Origin of the sequence: Pedobacter sp. KBW01 (genome assembly GCF_003852395.1) — a bacterium.
Classification (GTDB): Bacteria; Bacteroidota; Bacteroidia; order Sphingobacteriales; family Sphingobacteriaceae; genus Pedobacter.
In genome coordinates this window covers 218753-238470 of the sequence record NZ_QAJQ01000004.1, presented here as the reverse complement: position 1 = coordinate 238470, position 19718 = coordinate 218753, and the positions used below count along the sequence as shown (strand labels likewise).

The 19718-nt window shown below is 39.5% G+C and carries 16 protein-coding genes; 3 read left to right on the top strand and 13 right to left on the bottom strand.

Translation table 11 applies throughout. The annotated features are described in order from the left end of the window. Positions 1-72 precede the first annotated feature (72 nt). Positions 73-732 (top strand): hypothetical protein, encoded by a 660-nt coding sequence (locus DBR40_RS04710; protein ID WP_068402237.1) that lies wholly within the window; start codon positions 73-75, stop codon positions 730-732. A gap of 977 nt (positions 733-1709) precedes the next feature. Here the strand turns inward: DBR40_RS04710 and DBR40_RS04705 are convergent. The 10 genes from DBR40_RS04705 to DBR40_RS27240 form a co-directional block, all read right to left on the bottom strand. Then, the gene (locus DBR40_RS04705) at positions 1710-2504 is read right to left on the bottom strand and encodes a phosphatase PAP2 family protein (protein ID WP_068402233.1); all 795 of its coding nucleotides are present in this window, start codon (positions 2502-2504) and stop codon (positions 1710-1712) included. Between the two features lie 242 nt (positions 2505-2746). Then, positions 2747-3229, bottom strand: coding sequence for an MgtC/SapB family protein (locus tag DBR40_RS04700; RefSeq protein WP_198163530.1), 483 nt, complete (start codon positions 3227-3229; stop codon positions 2747-2749). A 3-nt stretch (positions 3230-3232) separates the two neighbouring features. After that, positions 3233-3409 (bottom strand): hypothetical protein, encoded by a 177-nt coding sequence (locus DBR40_RS26840; protein ID WP_170123288.1) that lies wholly within the window; start codon positions 3407-3409, stop codon positions 3233-3235. Positions 3410-3440: 31 nt separating this feature from the next. Then, on the bottom strand, positions 3441-4139 hold the full coding sequence (locus DBR40_RS04695) for a DUF1345 domain-containing protein (RefSeq protein ID WP_073233008.1): 699 nt from the start codon (positions 4137-4139) through the stop codon (positions 3441-3443). After that, the gene (locus DBR40_RS04690; RefSeq protein WP_124558626.1) at positions 4133-4792 is read right to left on the bottom strand and encodes a hypothetical protein; all 660 of its coding nucleotides are present in this window, start codon (positions 4790-4792) and stop codon (positions 4133-4135) included. The genes DBR40_RS04695 and DBR40_RS04690 overlap by 7 nt, the downstream gene beginning before the upstream one ends. Positions 4793-4928: 136 nt before the next feature. After that, positions 4929-7031: a heavy metal translocating P-type ATPase gene (locus DBR40_RS04685; RefSeq protein ID WP_084359278.1), complete on the bottom strand. Its 2103-nt coding sequence runs from the start codon at positions 7029-7031 to the stop codon at positions 4929-4931. 46 nt (positions 7032-7077) lie between these two features. Further along, positions 7078-8751, bottom strand: coding sequence for an LTA synthase family protein (locus DBR40_RS04680; RefSeq protein ID WP_233603805.1), 1674 nt, complete (start codon positions 8749-8751; stop codon positions 7078-7080). A 379-nt stretch (positions 8752-9130) separates the two neighbouring features. Beyond that, positions 9131-10408, bottom strand: coding sequence for an efflux RND transporter periplasmic adaptor subunit (locus DBR40_RS04675; protein WP_073233007.1), 1278 nt, complete (start codon positions 10406-10408; stop codon positions 9131-9133). A 10-nt stretch (positions 10409-10418) separates the two neighbouring features. Next, positions 10419-14792 (bottom strand): CusA/CzcA family heavy metal efflux RND transporter, encoded by a 4374-nt coding sequence (locus DBR40_RS04670; protein ID WP_068402223.1) that lies wholly within the window; start codon positions 14790-14792, stop codon positions 10419-10421. 93 nt (positions 14793-14885) lie between these two features. After that, positions 14886-15203, bottom strand: coding sequence for a DUF6660 family protein (locus DBR40_RS27240; protein WP_368388870.1), 318 nt, complete (start codon positions 15201-15203; stop codon positions 14886-14888). A 271-nt stretch (positions 15204-15474) separates the two neighbouring features. Between DBR40_RS27240 and DBR40_RS27190 the strand changes: the two genes are divergently transcribed. Further along, positions 15475-15690 (top strand): GDCCVxC domain-containing (seleno)protein, encoded by a 216-nt coding sequence (locus tag DBR40_RS27190; protein ID WP_073233006.1) that lies wholly within the window; start codon positions 15475-15477, stop codon positions 15688-15690. Positions 15691-15914: 224 nt separating this feature from the next. Here the strand turns inward: DBR40_RS27190 and DBR40_RS04660 are convergent, their stop codons facing one another. The 3 genes from DBR40_RS04660 to DBR40_RS04650 are packed head-to-tail and all read right to left on the bottom strand — an operon-like array spanning position 15915 to position 18786. After that, complete coding sequence (locus DBR40_RS04660) at positions 15915-17144, bottom strand: hypothetical protein (protein ID WP_068402219.1); 1230 nt, start codon at positions 17142-17144, stop codon at positions 15915-15917. Next, on the bottom strand, positions 17141-17584 hold the full coding sequence (locus tag DBR40_RS04655) for a ubiquinol-cytochrome c reductase iron-sulfur subunit (protein WP_068402217.1): 444 nt from the start codon (positions 17582-17584) through the stop codon (positions 17141-17143). The genes DBR40_RS04660 and DBR40_RS04655 overlap by 4 nt, the downstream gene beginning before the upstream one ends. 2 nt (positions 17585-17586) lie before the next feature. Next, positions 17587-18786 (bottom strand): di-heme oxidoredictase family protein, encoded by a 1200-nt coding sequence (locus tag DBR40_RS04650; RefSeq protein WP_068402215.1) that lies wholly within the window; start codon positions 18784-18786, stop codon positions 17587-17589. Positions 18787-18907: 121 nt separating this feature from the next. On the opposite strand from DBR40_RS04650, the gene DBR40_RS04645 reads away from it, so the two are divergent. Further along, on the top strand, positions 18908-19573 hold the full coding sequence (locus DBR40_RS04645; RefSeq protein WP_068402213.1) for a metal-dependent transcriptional regulator: 666 nt from the start codon (positions 18908-18910) through the stop codon (positions 19571-19573). Positions 19574-19718 lie beyond the last annotated feature (145 nt).

The following is a 19718-nucleotide window of genomic DNA, read 5'->3' as shown; positions in this document are numbered from 1 at the left end:
TCTATTGCCGTGCTTAAAATTTAACCTAATAAAATCGATACCAAATAAAGAGAATCTTAAAACAACAGCACTATGAACATTGAACTAAAAAATATCAAGTACTACGAATCCTTTAGCGAAGAAACACTTGCTTTCCAGGCGAGTCTATACATCGAAGGCAAACGTGTAGGAACCGCAAAAAACGATGGTCGTGGAGGCCCGACCTATTACGATGGAGATAATAAAGAGGGACGAGAACTTATACATCAGGCAGAGCAATATGCGAAAGCACTTCCTGATAAACATTATCCTAAAGATGATTATATGGAGGCATTTTCTATACCTATGACACTTGAACACCACATTGATGACCTACTTAATGATTACTTAGGTAAAAAAGAGTTGGAAAAAATCCAGAAGAAGGTGGCAAAGGATATGGAAAAAGGTATTGTATTTGGCAAACCCAATGATAATTCATGGAGCGTCCAAACCTACAGTGTGCCACTTAAACAAGTGTTGTCTCATCCCAAAGGCCCCGAGAGCGTAACCAACACCATCGCAAAAAACATATTCAAAGAGCTAAAGGATGGGGTTAAGATCTTAAATACGAACATCCCTGAAAGCATTTTAAAAAACGCTGGACTTTTCGCAGACCAATATGTAAAACCATTGGTTCAGGATATTGGGCAACATGGTATAAATTCAGCGGAAAATACAAACGAACACAACAAGTCACAAGGCAGGTCGCTTTAGGACAAACTGGAATTCAATTATACCGACGTTCACCATCGCATAAAGATAAAGTTTTAAGGAGGCTATCTAGCCTTCTTTTTTGTGTAAAAAGATTATTATAACCAAAAGTAGCTAATAAAGAGTAGTTTACAAGAGTGGGAAACTTTATCGGTAGCGATTTAGTAATGGTGCTTACTGCACTTGATTACCTTGTAAATCAATACTGCAAATATAAAAAAGAAAGAGGGGTCATACCATTGAAAGTGATAAACGGCCTTATTTTATTTTTAATGCATTTTCTGCTTTTTCTACTTTTAGTGATCCTGAAAGTTTTAAATACCTTCTTTAGAGATAAAAAGTGATAAAAGCAGCCTTTTTAAGCTGCTTTCTTTCTTATGTTTTGTGCTATCGCTTAGGGGTTGGATATAGATCAGGTACATATTCATACAGATCTAGGAGATTGCAAAGTTATCTCGATGGCTTTTTCTTCTAACTTCATACATGGACAAAATAAAAAATTAGGAAATTATATAGAAGCCGTTTTTTTTCAAGCACACATTGAGCTTTCTAAGCTACTCTTCAACATGGAATTGATGTAACAGGATTAAATAATTACGGAAAAAAAGTTTGCTTTGAAGCAAGGGAGGGACGAGTTCCAAAGTTGGCTCAAGACGATACGGATTTCCTTTCAACGATAACCTGTGAGTTCGGAATGGCTTTTCCTTTAAACCACGAAATATTAATTTGCAGACTGCTAATTTTATATATCACTGATCATCTATTTCAAGTAATAAATTGAAATATGCGCATAGGCACCAAAGACAACGACCGACATGATCAGTATAAAGAAAAAATAAAATATAATATCCATTAAAGTGATCGCATATTTTTTTCTTTTCTTTTGTTCACGTTTTTTAGGTGCTTTACCTCCTTTCAATTTTGGAGGAACTTGTCTAATGACACCGAGTTTAGATTGACATGGCATATCACCTAATTGATTAAAATGTTTTCACCATCCCGAGTCCGAAAGTACCTGATCTGTAAGTCGGCATAATTAGTGCATTATTTTTAGGTTTGTTGGAGAATATTCTTTTGATTTTGGGGTATAACCAGTACGAGGCCTGGGTTGACAGTACACCAAGTCCAGCTCCCGCCACCACATCACTAAACCAGTGCCTATTGTTGTACATTCTCAAAATCCCTACTGTTGCAGCTGCGGTATAGCCTGAGATCGTGTACCAGACCGATTGGTCACCATATTCTCTGCGAAGAAATTCAGCCGAGGCAAATGCCTCCGCTGCGTGGCCGGAGGGAAATGCTCTCGGAGTTCCATCTGGCCTAGTGACAGCGGTGATCCCCTTAAGGCTTTGGGTAGTTGCATTTAAGATGATATTGGACAATAAATAAACCCCGCTTTGATCTAAGAGGCTATTTTTACCTTTAAGGCCTAATCCATTAAGTGCAAACACTGCTGCCCCAGGTGCAAATTGAAGGTAGTTGTCGACTATAAATTGCTTGTGGGGATGTTCGCTGTAAAATTCATGTTTTGCCTCAACGTCCAAATTTGTCAGCGCATTGTTTCCCAGCTTTACAAATCCATAAGCTAGCGCAACTGAAGGAATGATGATTGACGATACACGAACAGGGTTTTTAAAATTTTGTTGTTGATCTGCTTTCTTTTTACCTGATGTATCAGATATCGATTTGAAAACTACCGGAGGAGATTGACTGAATAAACTTGTAGTCCAAAACATCAAAAGGATTGAAATAGTATATGTAATGTGGTTTTTCATTTTTTAAATTATTTGATCTGATTTTACGACTACCAATGGGTGTTAAAAAAATGGATCATTTTCATGATAATAGCAGCTCCGAGTAAAACTGCCAGTATCCAGAAAAAAATCATCGAATAAAGCCCTGGCCTAATAGTCTTTTTTTTCTTTTTTGTTTTAGGTTTAAGTGAAGGTCTAGGCATATTTATTGTGTTTTTCACCGATTTATCCAGTTTATTTTTATGTGCATTCGACTTCATCCCTCAATCGTCTAAGTCTTCATTCTTATGATATTCCTGCATTTTCTTCTTCCACTTTAAATACCATTGCTGATGGTGAAGGATTAATAAAAAGAAAATCGCCGCCGATGAGGCAAATGCGATAATGAGCATATTCAACCCAACTGCAACACCGATCGCGGCTGTACACCAAATTGTAGCAGCGGTGGTCAACCCCTGAGACTGGTTCCTTTTATCATTTTTATAAATAATTCCTGCACCCAAAAAGCCAATGCCAACAATTACATTAGCTATTATCCTGGAGACAGCAGCCGTATCATTTAAATGCTGTCCAATGGCTGTAAATAAGGTTGCACCCAAACAAACAGCAGCATAGGTCCTTATGCCGGCACTACCTCCGTGTTTTTCCCGGTCGAATCCAATCCATGCACCAAGAAGAAGGGCGATCAAAAGTCGTAAAGCAATGCTTAATTCATTTTCCAAGTCCATTTTTCCAATTAAATCCATAGGTTATCCCTCAAGATTTAAAAACCATTCCTCAGCTTGTTTTATAGCTTCCTCAACAATGGCCAGTTCATTAACCGTTCTTTCCTGTTTTAGCTTGTTAGCGATCTCAATCGCTTTTTCCCTTATAATTGGTTTCAGATCCTGCATTTCGAGCGGAAAGTTTTCTAATGTCCACGTCATAAATATTTCTTTTTAGTATTAAAATTTTGATTTATTTCTGTGTAATGCCTGCGATAATATTAATTGTTAATGCGACAATAAACGTGTTAAAGGCAAAAGCTAAAATGCCGTGCATCCAGGCCAGCCGTCTTATTTTTCTAGAAGTAATCTGCACATCTGAAACCTGAAAGGTCATTCCAATAACAAAAGAGAAGTAAGTGAAATCCATATAGTCGGGTTCTTCTTCATCTGGAAATATTAAGCCTTCCGGTTTTATGTTTTTTCCTCCCTTATGATGGTCCAAATCGCAATAATAAAGATGGGCGTAGCGCAATGTAAATACGGTGTGTAGGAGCCACCAAGAGCCTGCAACGCAAGCAAGAGGGATTATAGCGGTTCCGGAAAATTCCTTTTCGGTTTGGGATGAGGCATTTTCCAAGAGTAAAAGCACAGCCAATAGACTGGCGAATGCCGCTGCGATTACAAAGAAAAAAATCACTGTCCGGCTGGAATCCTGAGCATGAGCCTCATGCTTTACATCGGCAGGATGGGAGCTTAGAATGGTGATCCATGCCAATATTAATGTACTCATAACATACGCTAGCCAAGTCAGCATGTAATGAATCGGATCTTTAAATTTACCTGTAGTAGCTACAAAAAACAGAACTGAAACTCCTATTGAAGTATACAACTTGTGATGTGCATCCACTTGGTTGATGTAATTGGCTATTTTTCTTAGACGGTCTACCATGTTAATTTTCCCCTTCTTAAATAATAGAGGTATAATTTAAAAGTAAAATGGGCAATAACGAGACTGATTACTACCCCAATGAGGATTTCGTGTGGGTAGTTCCAACCACTATGTAAATTAGTATACAAGTTGATAATTGCCCAGGCGACAACCATTGCTTTGAGCGGCCAGTAATGTTTCTTGAAATAAAGACAGCTGAAATAGGCAATTCCCGCTAAGCTTGAAGACATAGGAAGACAACCAAACTGTTTGCCAATCCCGACGGCTTTTACTTGCATGGAACCAGCCATAGTTTCCATATATAATGGACGCAGGTGTGCAAACAATAAGTTGACCGTGAAGATCATTCCATTGCAAACCACAACATACAACCCGATAAAAACTAGTACCTGCATAAATTTCATCTTATCATAAAAAAGTGTCATTAATACCAGGAAACCATAAAAGAGAATTAATAAATAGAAGTTTCCTGATTGTAGCATGAGCTTAGCAATAAATTGGTTATGGTTGTCGTTTGCCCAAAAAAGAATGGTTTCGTCAACTTCTACGATGTCGCTTAAAATGTGATGGTCTGCAAGGATAAATCCAATAAGCAGGGCAGAAAAAACCGTAACCGTCACCATAACGGGAAAATAGGTATCTAGTATTCTCATTGGATAATCAGGTTAAACTTTTGGATTCTTCATCTTTGTAGCGTTTGCTAGAATAGATCCGTTATTCCCAATTGGCCACCGTCGTATGCACGGAAAACGATGGCCAGCCATAAGGCTTTAGGGAATGATATTGTCTTTAAGCTTTCTTCTTTCTTCCAGACTTAATGGTTTGTTTTTGGTTGTTTTTATAGGCAAGGAGGCGAAGTGCATTCCCAACGACGACTAAGGTGGAACCTTCATGTGCCATCACTGCGGGCCCGATAGAGGTCACCCCCAGAATCGTAAGCGGTATCAAAACTGCCACTACACCCAGACTAATCCAAAGGTTTTGCTTAATGATACCCTTTGCCTTGCGGCTTAAGCCTATTGCAAAAGGCAGACTTTCCAGCTTGTCTCCCATTAGGGCAATATCTGCGGTTTCTAAAGCGACATCAGATCCGGCAGCTCCCATAGCAATACCTACCGTACTCTTGGCCATTGCCGGAGCATCATTAACACCATCACCAACCATAGCCACCATTTTTTCCGATTTATCCAGTTTTTGGACAGCTTTAACTTTATCCTCTGGCATGAGGTTACCCATCGCATCAGTGATGCCGATCTGTTTAGCAACAGCTTCAGCCACCTGCTGGTTATCCCCTGTCAGCATGATCATTTTTTTAATACCTAACGCAGAAAGTTCTTTCAGCACATTTTTAGCCTCTTTACGGGGTACATCCATCAGAGATAGAATACCTATGAAATCCTTATCCTGTTTGACCAGCATAGAGGTGTGACCACCCTTTTCCAGGTCTTCCACTTGTTTGATGATCTCCGCTGGTACATTGTCTTTTTCAAACAATGCCTTATTTCCAATGAGTATCTTTTTACCGCCAACTTCCGCTTGTACGCCCCGTCCTGTGATGCCTTTCACTTTACTGGCCTCTGGAATAGATTGCTTTTTAAGTTTTTCAAGACCTCCTTTGACGATAGCCTCTGCAAGGGGATGGTCACTTAGTTTCTCTACTGCAATGGCTACGACCAGTAAATCCTCCTCAGAAATCCCGTTTAACGGGATCACGTTGGTTAACTGAGGTTTTCCTTCAGTCAGCGTGCCGGTTTTATCAAAAGCAATAGCATTCAGAGATCCCAGGTCTTCTAGTGGTCTTCCGCCTTTAATCAAAACCCCACCTCTGGCAGCACGGGCGACACCGCTTAATACCGCACTTGGAGTGGAAATGGCAAGCGCACAAGGACTAGCGGCCACCAATACAGCCATCGCCCGGTAAAAGCTTTTGCTAAATGGTTCGTCGATCACCAGGAAAGCAAAACATAGCGCTGCCACCAGTACCAGTACAACTGGCACGAAGTACTTTTCGAATTTATCTGTAAACAACTGAGTTGGAGATTTTTGTTTCTCCGCCTCATTGACCATTTTTACCAGACGGGAAATGGTTGAATCTTTGGCTTCTTTGATCACCTTAACTTCCAGAACAGCTGCCCCGTTTATGGTACCTGCAAACACACGGTATTGGGGTTTAATGCTTTTTTCATTGGTGTAATCTTTATTTGGATCAGGAACAGGCGATTTGTCGACCGGTACACTTTCCCCGGTTATCGGTGCCTGATTTACGCTTCCTTCGCCTTTGATAACCACACCATCCGCCGGTATTTTACTGTTGGGTTTGATGACAATGAGATCCCCTAAAACCAATTCTTCAATACGAATTTCCTGTTGGCTGCCATCCCTAACCACCAATGCAGTTGGGGGAGCTAGGCTGGTCAGCGCCTCAATGGATTTACGTGCTTTACTCATTGCGTAATGTTCCAGTGCATGTCCCAAACTGAAAAGGAATAGCAACAGGGCACCTTCCATCCATGAACCCAATATGGCAGCCCCGATTGCAGCAACCAGCATCAGGAAATCAATCTCAAACCCGCCTTTCATTATGGTTTGAATTGCTTCCTTGGCCGTAAAGAAGCCCCCAAAGAAATAGGCAATTATATAAAGGATAAGACTGACCAGTTCAGGCATACCTGCCACATAAGATAATCCGAAGCCCGCTCCCAGAGCAGTTCCGCAAATCAATGAAAATATCAGCTCTGTATTTTTTCCGAAAACTCCGCTGTGTTCATGCCCTTTTTCTTCGACATGACTATCCGATTTACCAACGGCCCCGACTTTGGTGCTCGCTGATTTAGCCCCGTTTTTCACAGGTAGGGTTTTTGGTTGATTTCCATTTTTTTTGTCTGTTTTCATAACTATGGGATTGATGTTAGTGTTGAAACTTTGAGCGGCCGAGAGGTTACTCTTTTAGCCCTCCTTTACTATATAAATAATAGGCTGTCTGGTAATAGGCAATCGCCTCATTGATCAGTTGCTGAGAAACTTTTTCCTTCCTTTGTTCGTTTGTTGATCTGTTGTAAAAAGCGGATTCAACTTTCCTGCGAGGACTTAAAATGACCAAACTGTCATTCTTCATAAAACCCAACTTCTGATAAGTGGCAATCATTGTCCTGGGAACATAAGTACTGTCCAGTACATTTTTGCCATAATTATTATTGATGTATGACCAGTTCAGTAAGGAAAATAAAGTGGGATAAAGGTCTATCTGCGAACAGATCTTATCTATACGAGTTGGCCTACTATTCGGTATATTATAGACTAATGCGGGGATATGATATTTCGCTACATCGATCTCGTTCTTACCGGCACTACTTGCACAATGGTCCGCTATAAAAATAAATATGGTATTGGAGAACCATGGCTTTGATTTGGCCTGTTTTAGAAATTGACCAATTGCAAAATCAGTGTATTTTACCGCGCCGTCTCTGCCAGAACCAGAGGGAATGTCAATTTTTCTTTCAGGATAAGTGAACGGCCTATGGTTGGAGGTGGTCATTACAAAATTGTAAAATGACTGCTTAGCCGTAAATTTTGCATCGGCATCCTTAAGTACTGCACCAAATAAATCTTGATCGCAGATTCCCCAGGCATTTTCAAAATTGACCTCGTTGTCGGGTATCATCGTTCTTCTTGTTTTGTAATCATCACCAATGGCGAGTTTCCTGCCCCTGTCCACAATGTCAAACCCATTACTGCCAAAATATTGGTTCATGTTATCGAAATAACCGTCGCCTCCATAAAAGAACGTTGTTTGATAGCCTTTGGTTCTGAAAATGCTGCCAATAGTGCTCAATTGTTTATTCTTTTCCCTCCGGACTATACTGTTTCCGGGGGTTGGGGGTACAGCCAGTGTTAATGCCTCCATTCCCCGTACTGTCCTTGTGCCGGTGGCATACATATTCGTAAAGAATAAGCTATGATCTGCCAGAGAATCCAATACTGGGGTAATTTTCCGTTCATTCCCAAATTTCCCCATAAAATCTGCGCTAAAGCTTTCCAGTACAACCATGATTACATTAGGTAATTGTTGTTCACCGCCTAACGGTTTGATGTTTTTTCTAATCGACTGTAAGTTACCTGTATATCTGGAGCCTGACTCCTTAAGTAAACTCCGGGTAATGGCAAAAGCCTGCTCATTACTCAATAGTGAATAAAACTGTTCATAATTGAGTTCATTGTTTTTGAAAGCCGAAAAGAAGGAATAAATTCCCGCCTTAGATAGTTCATTCTGATATCGGTTTTCACTTTTTTCCGCCCAGCTATTGTTTATGTACAATGCGTAAACAGCAATCAATAAACCCATGATCAGCGAATGGATAAGTCGCCATTTGAACCTTGTGTTGGATTTGAAACTGTCACTAAAATTGTTGGTCCTGATCAGTAGAACCATAACTGCAATAGTAATGGCAACTACACCAGAAATTAGGTAGGGCAAAGGGTAAGATTCATTGATATTATTAACAACCTCATGCGTATAGATCAGATAGTCAACAGCAATAAAATTAAACCTACTTTCAAACTCTCCCCAAAAGGTGAACTCCGCAAAAAAGGAGAACACAGAGATTAAGATCATTAAAAAGACAATTATATAACTGACAACCTTATTAAAAGATGAGCGGTTTAACTTCTGAGGCAGTAATAATAGATAAATTGCATACAAGAGGCCAAAATATAAAACTACTCCAAAGTCAAAAATCAAACCTTTCGTAAATATACTTAAGGCGCTTTTTAAAGTCAATTCGGTATCTTTAAGCGAGACATAAATAAAAGCAATACGTAGCGATATCGATGCGGTTATGAAAAACACCGCAAACGCATAAAGTACCGCATACCGGCTTTTCAACGGGTTAAAAGTCATAAGCCATTTTTTAAATTAGGGTACATAGAAATTATGTGCGCAGATTTGCTGCACATAATTTCATTCTATTTACTTAGTTCTTTTTGAGTATTTTCTAATGCCCCTCATGTTCTTCGCTATTTTTCAATTTCGATAGCAGATCGTAAGCTCCCGTTAAAACAACCTTTCCTTTAAGATCCATACCTTTTGGCAATTCCAACTGTATATATCCGCCATCACTGGTTCCAGTAGTAACTTCCAGAATCTCAAAGTGAAAGGATTCTCCTTCAGCTTCTTTTTCATGCTCTGATTCCTTTGGATCATGCTTATGTCCCGTTTCATTTTTTTCTTTTGCATGGCCGGCCTCTTTTCCTGCCGCTTTTGCAATGAAAATGTATTTTTTATTCTGGAAATCAACTACAGCACTGAGTGGTAAGGCCATAGCTTGGGTGGTACCGGCCTCGATATAAGCTTTTAAATAAGTACCCGGAATAAAATTTTTGCTTCCTTTGGCAATTGCGTGTACAGTAACGGTTTTGTCTGTTGCAATTTCCTTTCCTACCAGCTGAACTACGGCCCGCTGTTGAATGGTATCGGGATCATTCGCTAAGATAAATCTTACGCCTTGTCCCGGTTTCACTTTGTCCACATCTTTTTCAAAGACCTTTAACTCAACGTGCAGGTTTGAATTGTCTACAATTTCAAACATGACATCATTAGGGTTTATGAATTTCCCGCTATTCACATTTACCTTGGTCACATAACCGCTGATTGGTGCGTAGATATTTATCTCACTTCTGATATTCGTAGGAGACAAGCTGCCGGGATTGATGTTGATCAGGCGTAGGCGTTGCTTTAATGCATTTTCTCTGGCCTGGATGATCTGATACTGGGATTTTGCCTGTTGCAGGGTTTTTTGTGAATTTACATTCTGACTTGCAAGCGTCTGCTGACGTTTGTACTCCGAATCGGCTAATTCCAGCTGGCTTTTGCTTTCCAGATAATCTTGCTGAAGCTGTACATATTCCTGGTTTTGAAGCACAGCTATCACTTGTCCTTTGCTAACGCTACTGCCTTGCAAAAGTGGTGTTGACCTTACTATGCCGCCCATTTGGGTGGTGATACTTACTAAATTCTGCGGTGGAACATCGATGTAACCATTAACTTTTAAAAGTCCGCTTAATGACTTCAATTCAGGTGAGCCTAAGGTCACACCAATTGCTTTATATTGTGATTGGGTAATCTCCACTGAATTCTCATTTTCCTCATGGGCTTCTTCTGCCGGGGCTGCTGTTGCCTCAGTTTCCTTCTTATTTCCACCACAAGAGGCGATTAAAATAGCCAAGAGCAGTACTGAAGTGATACGTGTGATATTATGAATTGTCTTTTTCATTTCTTATTGATTATATACCCATAAGGTATTGAAGTGTGTAAACTGATTGATTGTATTGATTGATGGCCTGCAGGTAATTAAACCGGATCTCTGAATAAGTACGTAAGGCCTGCAAGTATTCTACATAACCAATTTCACCATTTTGAAAAGCGATTTGTGATTGCTTTAGAATTAGATTCACATTGGGTAAAGCACTCTTTTTGTAATAGTCAATACTTCTTGCGTTTTTCTGTAAATCCTGATATGCCTGTTTATACTGCCCTTGAAGATTAGTTTCAAATAAGTTAAATTGGCTTTCCGCAACTTGCTTTTCTATTCTTGCTGCTTTGATACGTGATGAAAAAGGTTTAAAGAAAATTGGAAGGGAAATGCCGGCCTGAACGCCTTGAAACCTTTTACTGCCACTAAAATACTGGTCATTTCCGTTGACATTCTGCGTTCCGATAATTGACTGGTTAAAATAACCGACGGTAAAATCAGGGCCTGAACGTGCTTTTTCTAATGCAAGAGCCTTATCTGCGACAACAATCTGCTGTTTTTGCAACGCAAGCAGAGGATTAGCTGAAATTGCACTGTCTAATGCCAAGTTATTGTATTCGTCTTGCTTAAACTGGTCTTTCGCAATTTCAATAATATCCTGTGAATTGAGCAGTCTTTGCAGCTCAGCTGTGTAGGCGAGAATATCAGATCGGTTCTTACTCATCTGGTTTAACACTTCATTATATTGGGTTTCGGCAGTGGTACTTTCCAATAAATTGGTTTCACCTGCTTTGTAGCGCAATGATGCTGCCTTTGCAAAATTACTGTATACAGAATCCTGGCTTTTATATAAGTCCTGTAATGCAACAAAGTATGCCAGTTGCGTATATGCACTTTTCACTTGATAACTCAGTTCTTTTTGGGTAACAGCCAGATTAATTTCGGCACTTTTGATTCGGGCATCGTATAGACCTCTCTGGTTTTTGAATACCCCAGGGTTTGGGATACTTTGGGATACACTGAAATTATTGTCTTTTCGTATGCTGTTAAACTGGCCATATTGGATATCGAAACTTGTTTTGCCCAGGTCAGTTGAACTTCCTCTTAAGGCCTGTTGCTGGTTAATCTGCAATCCTGAAGATTTTACTGCCTGGTTGTTTTTAATGGCCGTTTCAATCGCCTGGGTCATGGTTAAAGTTTGTCCAGGTATCTGCGCTTTTGCAGTTGGGCTAAAGAACAACAGGCAACTGATGATGATTGCAATTGCAGTCGCAGGAATAGACTTTGTTTTGCCCTTCCAGCTTTCAAAATAAGTATATAACACGGGTAATACAATAAGGGTTAAAATTGTTGAGGTAAGCAGACCGCCAATCACAACTGTGGCAAGAGGCTTTTGTACTTCCGCACCTGCGGCTGTTGAAATGGCCATTGGCAGGAATCCAAGGGAAGCCACAGTGGCAGTCATTAGTACTGGCCTTAACCTCAGCTCTGTTCCTTTCAGTACAATTTCGTTCAAGGTATATTTTCCTATTTTTTTGAGCCTGTTAAATTCAGTGATCAGCACGATCCCGTTAAGTACAGCAACCCCAAAAAGTGCAATAAAACCAACACCCGCCGAAATACTGAACGGCATGCCTCTTAGCAGTAGAGCGAAGATGCCACCGATAGCGGCCATTGGGATGGCAGAAAAGATCAGCAAGGACTGTTTAATAGAACCAAAAGAAAAATACAATAACAACAGGATGAGTAACAAAGCTACGGGTACTGCTACTGATAATCTTTTGGTTGCTTCTCTAAGATTTTCAAACTGACCGCCATAGGTAATATAATAACCGGCCGGCAACTTAACCTGCTGCTCTATTTTAGTCTGTATTTCCTCAACCACACTGGCAATATCGCGACCGCGTACATTTAAACCGACAATAATACGTCGCTTGGTGTCCTCACGCTGGATCTGGTTCGGGCCAATTTTAAACTCTACATCAGCAAGTTGCTCCAATGGTACCTGATTGCCATTTGGTGCAGTAACAAATACATTCTTAACGTCATCAATACCCTGACGGTTTTCCTGAGACAGGCGAACTACCATGTCGTAACGCTGTTCTCCCTCGTAAACCAGCCCCGCTGATTGTCCGGCAAATGCTGCATTTAAAGCCTGGTTCACAGTCTCTACACTTAATCCGTATTGTGCAATTCGATCTCTGTTTATTTTAACTACTATCTGGGGAAGACCTTCGGCTTGCTCCAGGTATAAGTCTTTGGCACCTTCGACCGAAGAAACAATGCTCCCGATTTTTTTAGAAAAATCCGTTAATGCAGTCAAGTCATCACCAAATATTTTAATACCAATGTCCTGTCTGACACCAGATATAAGTTCATTGGAGCGTAACTGAATGGGCTGGGAGAAGCCAAAACTCACACCCGCCACCTCTTTGAGGGCGTCACTCATCATTTCAGTTAGTTCTTCGCGGGTCTTAGCACTTGTCCATTCCTTTTTGTCTTTTAGGATGATGGTCAAGTCACAAGCCTCCATCGGCATCGGATCCGTAGGAATCTCAGCAGCGCCAATCTTGCCAACCACTTCTTTTACTTCCGGAAACTTTTTCACTAGAATGGCTGATGCCTGGTTCACTTTATCAATCGTCTGGGATAGGGAACTTCCTGTTAGTAATCTGGTCTCAACTGCAAAATCACCTTCCTCCAGATTTGGGATAAATTCTCCACCCATTCGGCTAAAGACGAATAGACTGACAACCAATAATGCGATAGAGGTAATCGTCACAGCCATTCTGCGTTTTAATGCACCTTTGATCATTGGGTGATAGTATTTGTGGAAGAAATCCATCATACGATCAGAAAAGTTTCTTTTGTGGGTTGGGTTTTTGCTCAAAAATAATGCAGATACCATAGGGACATACGTCATAGAGAGTAAAAATGCACCCAGGATTGCAAAGGAAACCGTTTGGGCCATCGGGCCAAACATTTTACCTTCAATACCTACCAATGCAAGGATAGGGAGGTAAACGATCAAAATGATGATCTCCCCAAAAGCAGCAGCAGACCTGATTTTTACAGCAGATTCATATACTTCTTTGTCCATTTCCTCCTGAGTCATTCTGCCTGCTTTACGCATGCCTAGGTGGTGCATCGTGGCCTCTACAATAATTACGGCTCCATCAACGATCAGACCAAAGTCAATTGCACCCAGGCTCATTAGGTTTCCTGATACCCCGAACAGGTTCATCATGGAAATGGCAAACAGCATCGCCAGCGGAATCACTGAGGCAACGACCAGTCCGGCCCGGAAGTTTCCAAGGAACAGTACCAATACAAAGATTACAATTAACGCACCTTCAATCAGGTTCTTAGCGACTGTGCCCATTGCTCTATCTACCAAAGCGCTCCGGTCAAGGAATGGTTCTACGACCACCCCTTCAGGAAGTGTTTTGCTGATCCTCTCTATTTTGAGCTTAACTTGTTTTACTACGTTATTTGCATTGGCGCCTTTAAGCATCATTACGATACCACCAACCGCTTCTCCTTGTGCCTCAGGTGTAGCACGGGTAAGTGCCCCATAACGAATAGAATTGCCAATCTGGACGTTTGCAATATCCCTGATTAGTACTGGTATACCACTTGGACTATTTTTAACTACGATCTTGTTAATATCAGAGATACTGCCTACGAATCCTTCACTTCGGATGAAGTATGCATTAGGTTTTTTATCAATATAAGCGCCACCCGTGTTTTGATTATTCTGTTCTAATGAAGTGAAGACGTCATTAATACTTAAGTTAAAGCTTCTTAACTTATCAGGATCCAGCGCAATTTCATATTGTTTTAATAAGCCGCCGAAGCTGTTCACCTCTGCAATGCCGGGTGTGCCTAAAAGTTGCTTTCTTACAATCCAGTCCTGAATGCTTCTAAGTTCAAGTGCAGTATATTTTTTCTCAAATCCCGGCTTGGCATGGATCACGTATTGATATATCTCACCAAGACCAGTCGATATAGGTGAGATCTCAGGGTTTCCCAAACCGCCGGGAATATTATTTTTAGCCTCAGCTAACTTTTCATTAACCTGTTGACGTGCCCAGTAAATATCTACGTCATCGTGGAACACAATGGTCACTACGGATAATCCGAACCTTGATATGGAACGAACCTGCTGTATTTCAGGAATAGTAGACATGGACTGTTCTACCGGATAGGATATTAAGCGTTCTATTTCCTGGCTGGCCAGTGAAGGGCTTAAAGTAATAACTTGCACCTGATTGTTTGTAATATCAGGTACTGCATCTATAGGAAGCTGTTTAAGGGAATAAATACCCCAGGCAATTAATGCAAGGGTAAACAGTCCAATAACAAGCTTGTTCTGTATAGAAAACTGAATGATTTTTTTCAGCATCGAATTAAAATTATGTTAGATAAAAAACTAATTAATGCATAGTCGACAACACTTCATGAGAAATGAACCGCAAGCAATAACATGATGATTTAACTAACTTAATTGAGGCGGTTGCCAAATGGAAAGAGAAACGGAAGCTGCATTGGCCGAATATAAATCAACATATTCCTTTTTCAATATTAAGGATATGGTTTTTATATGCACAACTTGATTGATTGGTATAGGTGTATTGCAGCAGGAGCAAGAACAAAATGGAGAACAGGAATCAAGATCAGATTTTGAATGGCCGTCGTCTGCTATAGTTTTAGAAATTCTATTTGTTACAGTAGCTCTGGAATTGTTCATATCCTTACAAGGCACGAAATTCATGACAAGGATGATAATAACAATAAGCCAGTTAACTATTTTCACAAAAAAATATTTTTTCCAAATGTATAAAAATATAATTCAGTATTACAAGAGAAAAATAAAATTTTTGCATCTATTGTTGAAGGTAGGATAAATCGTGTAATTTGAAGACGTATTGAAGAGATCCGGATATTATTTGCTAGGAACTCCAAAAGCATTGCTTATGGGGAAGGACAAGCTGTTGTAAAATTTGATTCTACGCAGATTTCTTTAGCACAATTGGAAGAGGCAGTAGAGAAAGAAACAGGTTATAAAATCATAAATAAATCAACCAATGACAACTAAAGCAATAATACTAGAATCTACCATAACTTGCCCTGTTTGCCAACATCAAAAAATGGAGATAATGCCGACAGATTCTTGCCAGTACTTCTATGAATGCGAAAAATGCAAGACAAGATTAAAACCTCAAGATGGAGACTGCTGTGTGTTCTGTAGCTATGGGACAGTTCCATGTCCCCCAATACAAGAAAACAAATCGTGTTGCTGAAATTCTGTAGAGGTGTAACAAACTCGTAGGAAAAAACAACATGGCGGCGAAGTCAAATCGTGGGGACAAAAAGAAGAATTTAAAAATGTCAATTACTTTCTTAGACATTATTTTTTTATTCTTCTATACCATTTCGATTCAAGTATGGTTTTTGGCGCGTATGCGTACTTCGCCCTGTTAAATAATGTAAATTGATTTTGGCTATTTCATTTTCAAAGTTCCAATTAAAAATAAGTTGATACTCCAAATTGTATTGCGGCAGTTTTGGTTGGTGGGTTGCCTAACAAATCCTTTTGACTTTGAATTCTGTAATTAGCCCTTAGAACGGTTTGTGGTCTTGGTCTAAAGCTAATCCCAGGCATTATGCTCCATAATTCATCACCAATATTTTCGTCTGTTTCTTTGAATTTTCCAACATTCCAATCAACATATTCAAAGCGGCAGGCAAGATTGATGGTGGCATTTTGCCAACCCAGAATTTCTCTTTTTAATATTGGCTGTACAATGTCGGCATATCCTCCTTGTTGTTTATTACCAAATTGTTGCGAATATGTTGTGGGAACATCTATATTGATCCATGCCCATTCTGCGGTAATAAAAGTGTTAAGGTTAGGCAAAGTGGTGTTAAAATCAATAGCAAATATATTTAACCTTCTTTTGTCGTCTATTACAATCCCGTCATCTAGCCATTTGTTATATATCCCGCCCATATAGGATAATCCGATTTCTCCTATTTTATTATGTCGGACTGCAATTTTTCCTGTCAATAGCGGTTGACCGCTGGCCATTTCTTCAAACCTTTCAGTATTCTCTTTTGCAGCTGGTAAAAAGGTCTTATTCTCTTTGTTGGCAATAATCGAATTATCAAACCCACTGGATGCATAAATTTCATAACCAAACATCCAATTTGTATTATAGTGTTTTCCATAAATGCCAAATCCGGCGTTACTCCATGTTGCAGGTAACATTTGTGTCATCGCAATCGGACGATCCGTAAATTCCCATTTTGGCCCATCATGGTTTTGATTGAAGGCACCTATTGGGTTCATAATCATTCCACCTCTTAAATTCAATAGGGGATGAAGCTCAAGATCGAGGGCGGCAAATTCTATTGCAATTTCCTTTTCGGCTGGTTCAAATTCAATTTCAGATAAAAATTTAATGCGTTTGCTAATAGTGGAAGCAACAAATAGCGTCATTCTTCTAAACTGAAATTGATGTCCCTCGGAAACACCATCTGTACCTGAATGTTGCCAGTTTGCTTCCATATACCCCCCTAAAGAAACTGGTAATTTCCCCACAGTGATGAATGGTCGTTCGTAAACGGCATCCATATTTAAGGATTGTTTAGCTGTGTCTAATGTTGATCTTTTAAGAAGTTTCGGGTCAATTTGAGCTTCTGCTATGTAGTATCCAATTAATATAATTGTGAGTGTAGTAATTACTTTTTTCATATCGCTTTAAGGGAGATTTTTAGTTGATTCGTTTCGATAACGATTGCAAATGTTCGCAGGTTGGTATCAGCCGGGCCATTTTGCATTATTCCTTTGTTGTTAAATTCACTACCGTGGGCGGGACATTGCAGTTTGTCTCCAAATACTTGTAATTCTGCTCCTAAGTGAGTGCATTCCATCCATAAAGCGGAATACGTGTTTTCATTAAAGCGGTATATGCATATAGGAAATTTTAGCAGATCATTGGTCACAATGATATATTTCTTAAATTGTTTTTTATTAGACTTGATTATAAAATCTGATATAGGGACAACCAAATTATCATCAGCAATTTCTCCTGATAAAATCTGTAAAGAACTACAACTTTCTAGCAGGGTTGGAATTCCCAGCCCTGCTAAACAAGCATAACCACAGTTTTTTATAAAATCTTTTCTTTTCATGGCTACAGTGACTTTAAAAATTTGATGAGTGCATTTTTATCAGCCGCTGAAAGCTGGATATATTCATTTCTTGCATTAGCAGCCTCGCCACCATGTAAGGTTATAGCCTCTTCAATACTTTTTGCTCTCCCGTCATGTAATAGGTGATATTGTCCGCCTTGAGAGTTTGGTGAAAGACCTAAGCCCCAAAGTGGTGGTGTTCTCCACTCAAAAGTTTTTGCAGTCCCTTCTGTATAAGCATCATCAAGTCCTGCTCCCATGTCATGCAATAATAGATCAGTATAAGGATGGAAAGTTTTGTTAGACAGTGCCTTTGTAGTGGATATGCCTGTTTTTAAAGTGGGTTTATGACAACCTGAACAATTTATCCTGTCAAATATTACCCGACCATTTTTAACTTCAGAGTCATTTTGCTGACGTTGAATGGGGGCTTTAAGCGTTTGCAAATAAAACACAACATCATTTACGGTTTGGGTCGAAATCTCTGGATCAATGGTAAGATGAGTATAAACATCTACCGGATCGTAACTTGAAGTAATTCCTATATCTTGGTTATATGCATTTACAGTTTGATGTAACAGACTATAAGCAGCAGCCTTTTTACCAAATCGATGGATATATTTTCCATCTTTTTGAATTGCATTAGCAAAGGGAATTATATACTGCGGCAGGTTACCATAGTTTGGAACTCCGGAAATCCCATCGTTGTCATTGTCGTCTGGATCTGCCATTGCCAGAATGTCTGCATCAGAAACAAGTTCTAAAAGACCTAATCCAGTATTAGCAGGAGGTGTGAATTTAGAAAAGGTAGCTCCTAAGGGTATTTGTTCTGGCATATATCCAGGTATAGCTCTATTCTGTAATTGAGGGCCACCCTGATTTAGAAACTTGTTACCTGTTTCGTCAATTTGTCCGAAACGGGTAAGTGTGGTAAATGGATGTCCCTTGCCATCCCCTGCATGGCAACTTCCACAACTTGTAGCTACAAAAACTGGCCCTAAGCCTTTTTCAGGAGTAAAGATTTCGTCATTAAATGCTACATCTCCTGATAGAAACCTTCGGCTTTCCTCATAACTTAACCCTTCAACCGGCCCATCTAATAAGTTCTCGTCTTTAGGCGAAGCTGGTTCCAGCTTAGAACAGGATTGTATAATTGTGACAAGTCCAACTAAAATACATGTAACAAGTAAAGATTTTTTCATTGGTCTAATTTTAATATTTCAATATGCAAATATATAAAGTTAGATATCACTAACAAAATTAATTCGACTATTCGATTTTTTATTAGATGATTCGGAAAGGTTTTATGTTTAACTTTGTTCTATGATTTCCCAAACAGAAGAAAACTATCTAAAAGCGCTTTTCATTTTGGCTAATGAAAACGGAGAGACTGGTGTGAATGAATTGAGTAAGTTTTTAGGAATAAAGATGCCAACTGTGACTAGCATGATGAAGAGTCTAGCAGATAAAAATTTAGTTCGGTATATAACCTATAAGCCAGTAATCCTTACGGTGACAGGAAAGAAAGAAGCTGCATCAATTATCCGAAAACACCGTCTTACTGAAATGTATCTAGTGGAAAAAATGGGGTTTGGCTGGGATGAAGTGCATGAGATAGCAGAACAGGTTGAGCATGTAAAGTCAAATGCCTTATTTGATAAAATGGATGAAGCCCTCGATTTCCCAAAATTTGATCCTCATGGTGCGCCTATACCTGATAAAAATGGAAAAATAGATTTTCCTGATCAAAGAAAATTAAGTGAGTGCAAAGTTGGAGAAACTATTCAATTATCTGGTGTTATTCACTCTTCTGATGTTTTTTTGAAGTTTTTAAACAGTAAAAATTTAAAACTAGGAACCATACTTACTGTTCAATTAATAGAAGCATTTGATGGAACAAGGGAGCTTAGCTACGACGAAAGAACAGCAGAAATTCTAAGTGAAATTGCTTGTGAAAAACTATTGGTGCAGAACTTAAAGCATATATGATTAAAGACCTCAGTTGGGCAATTCGTTTGAAGCAAAAAAACATACAATGGAATTAAAATTTTGATATATTTGAAACCATGAAATGGTTCGTTTGCCTTTTTTCATTTTATGTACTCTTTTTAACTGGTGTTCCCTGCAACCTAGA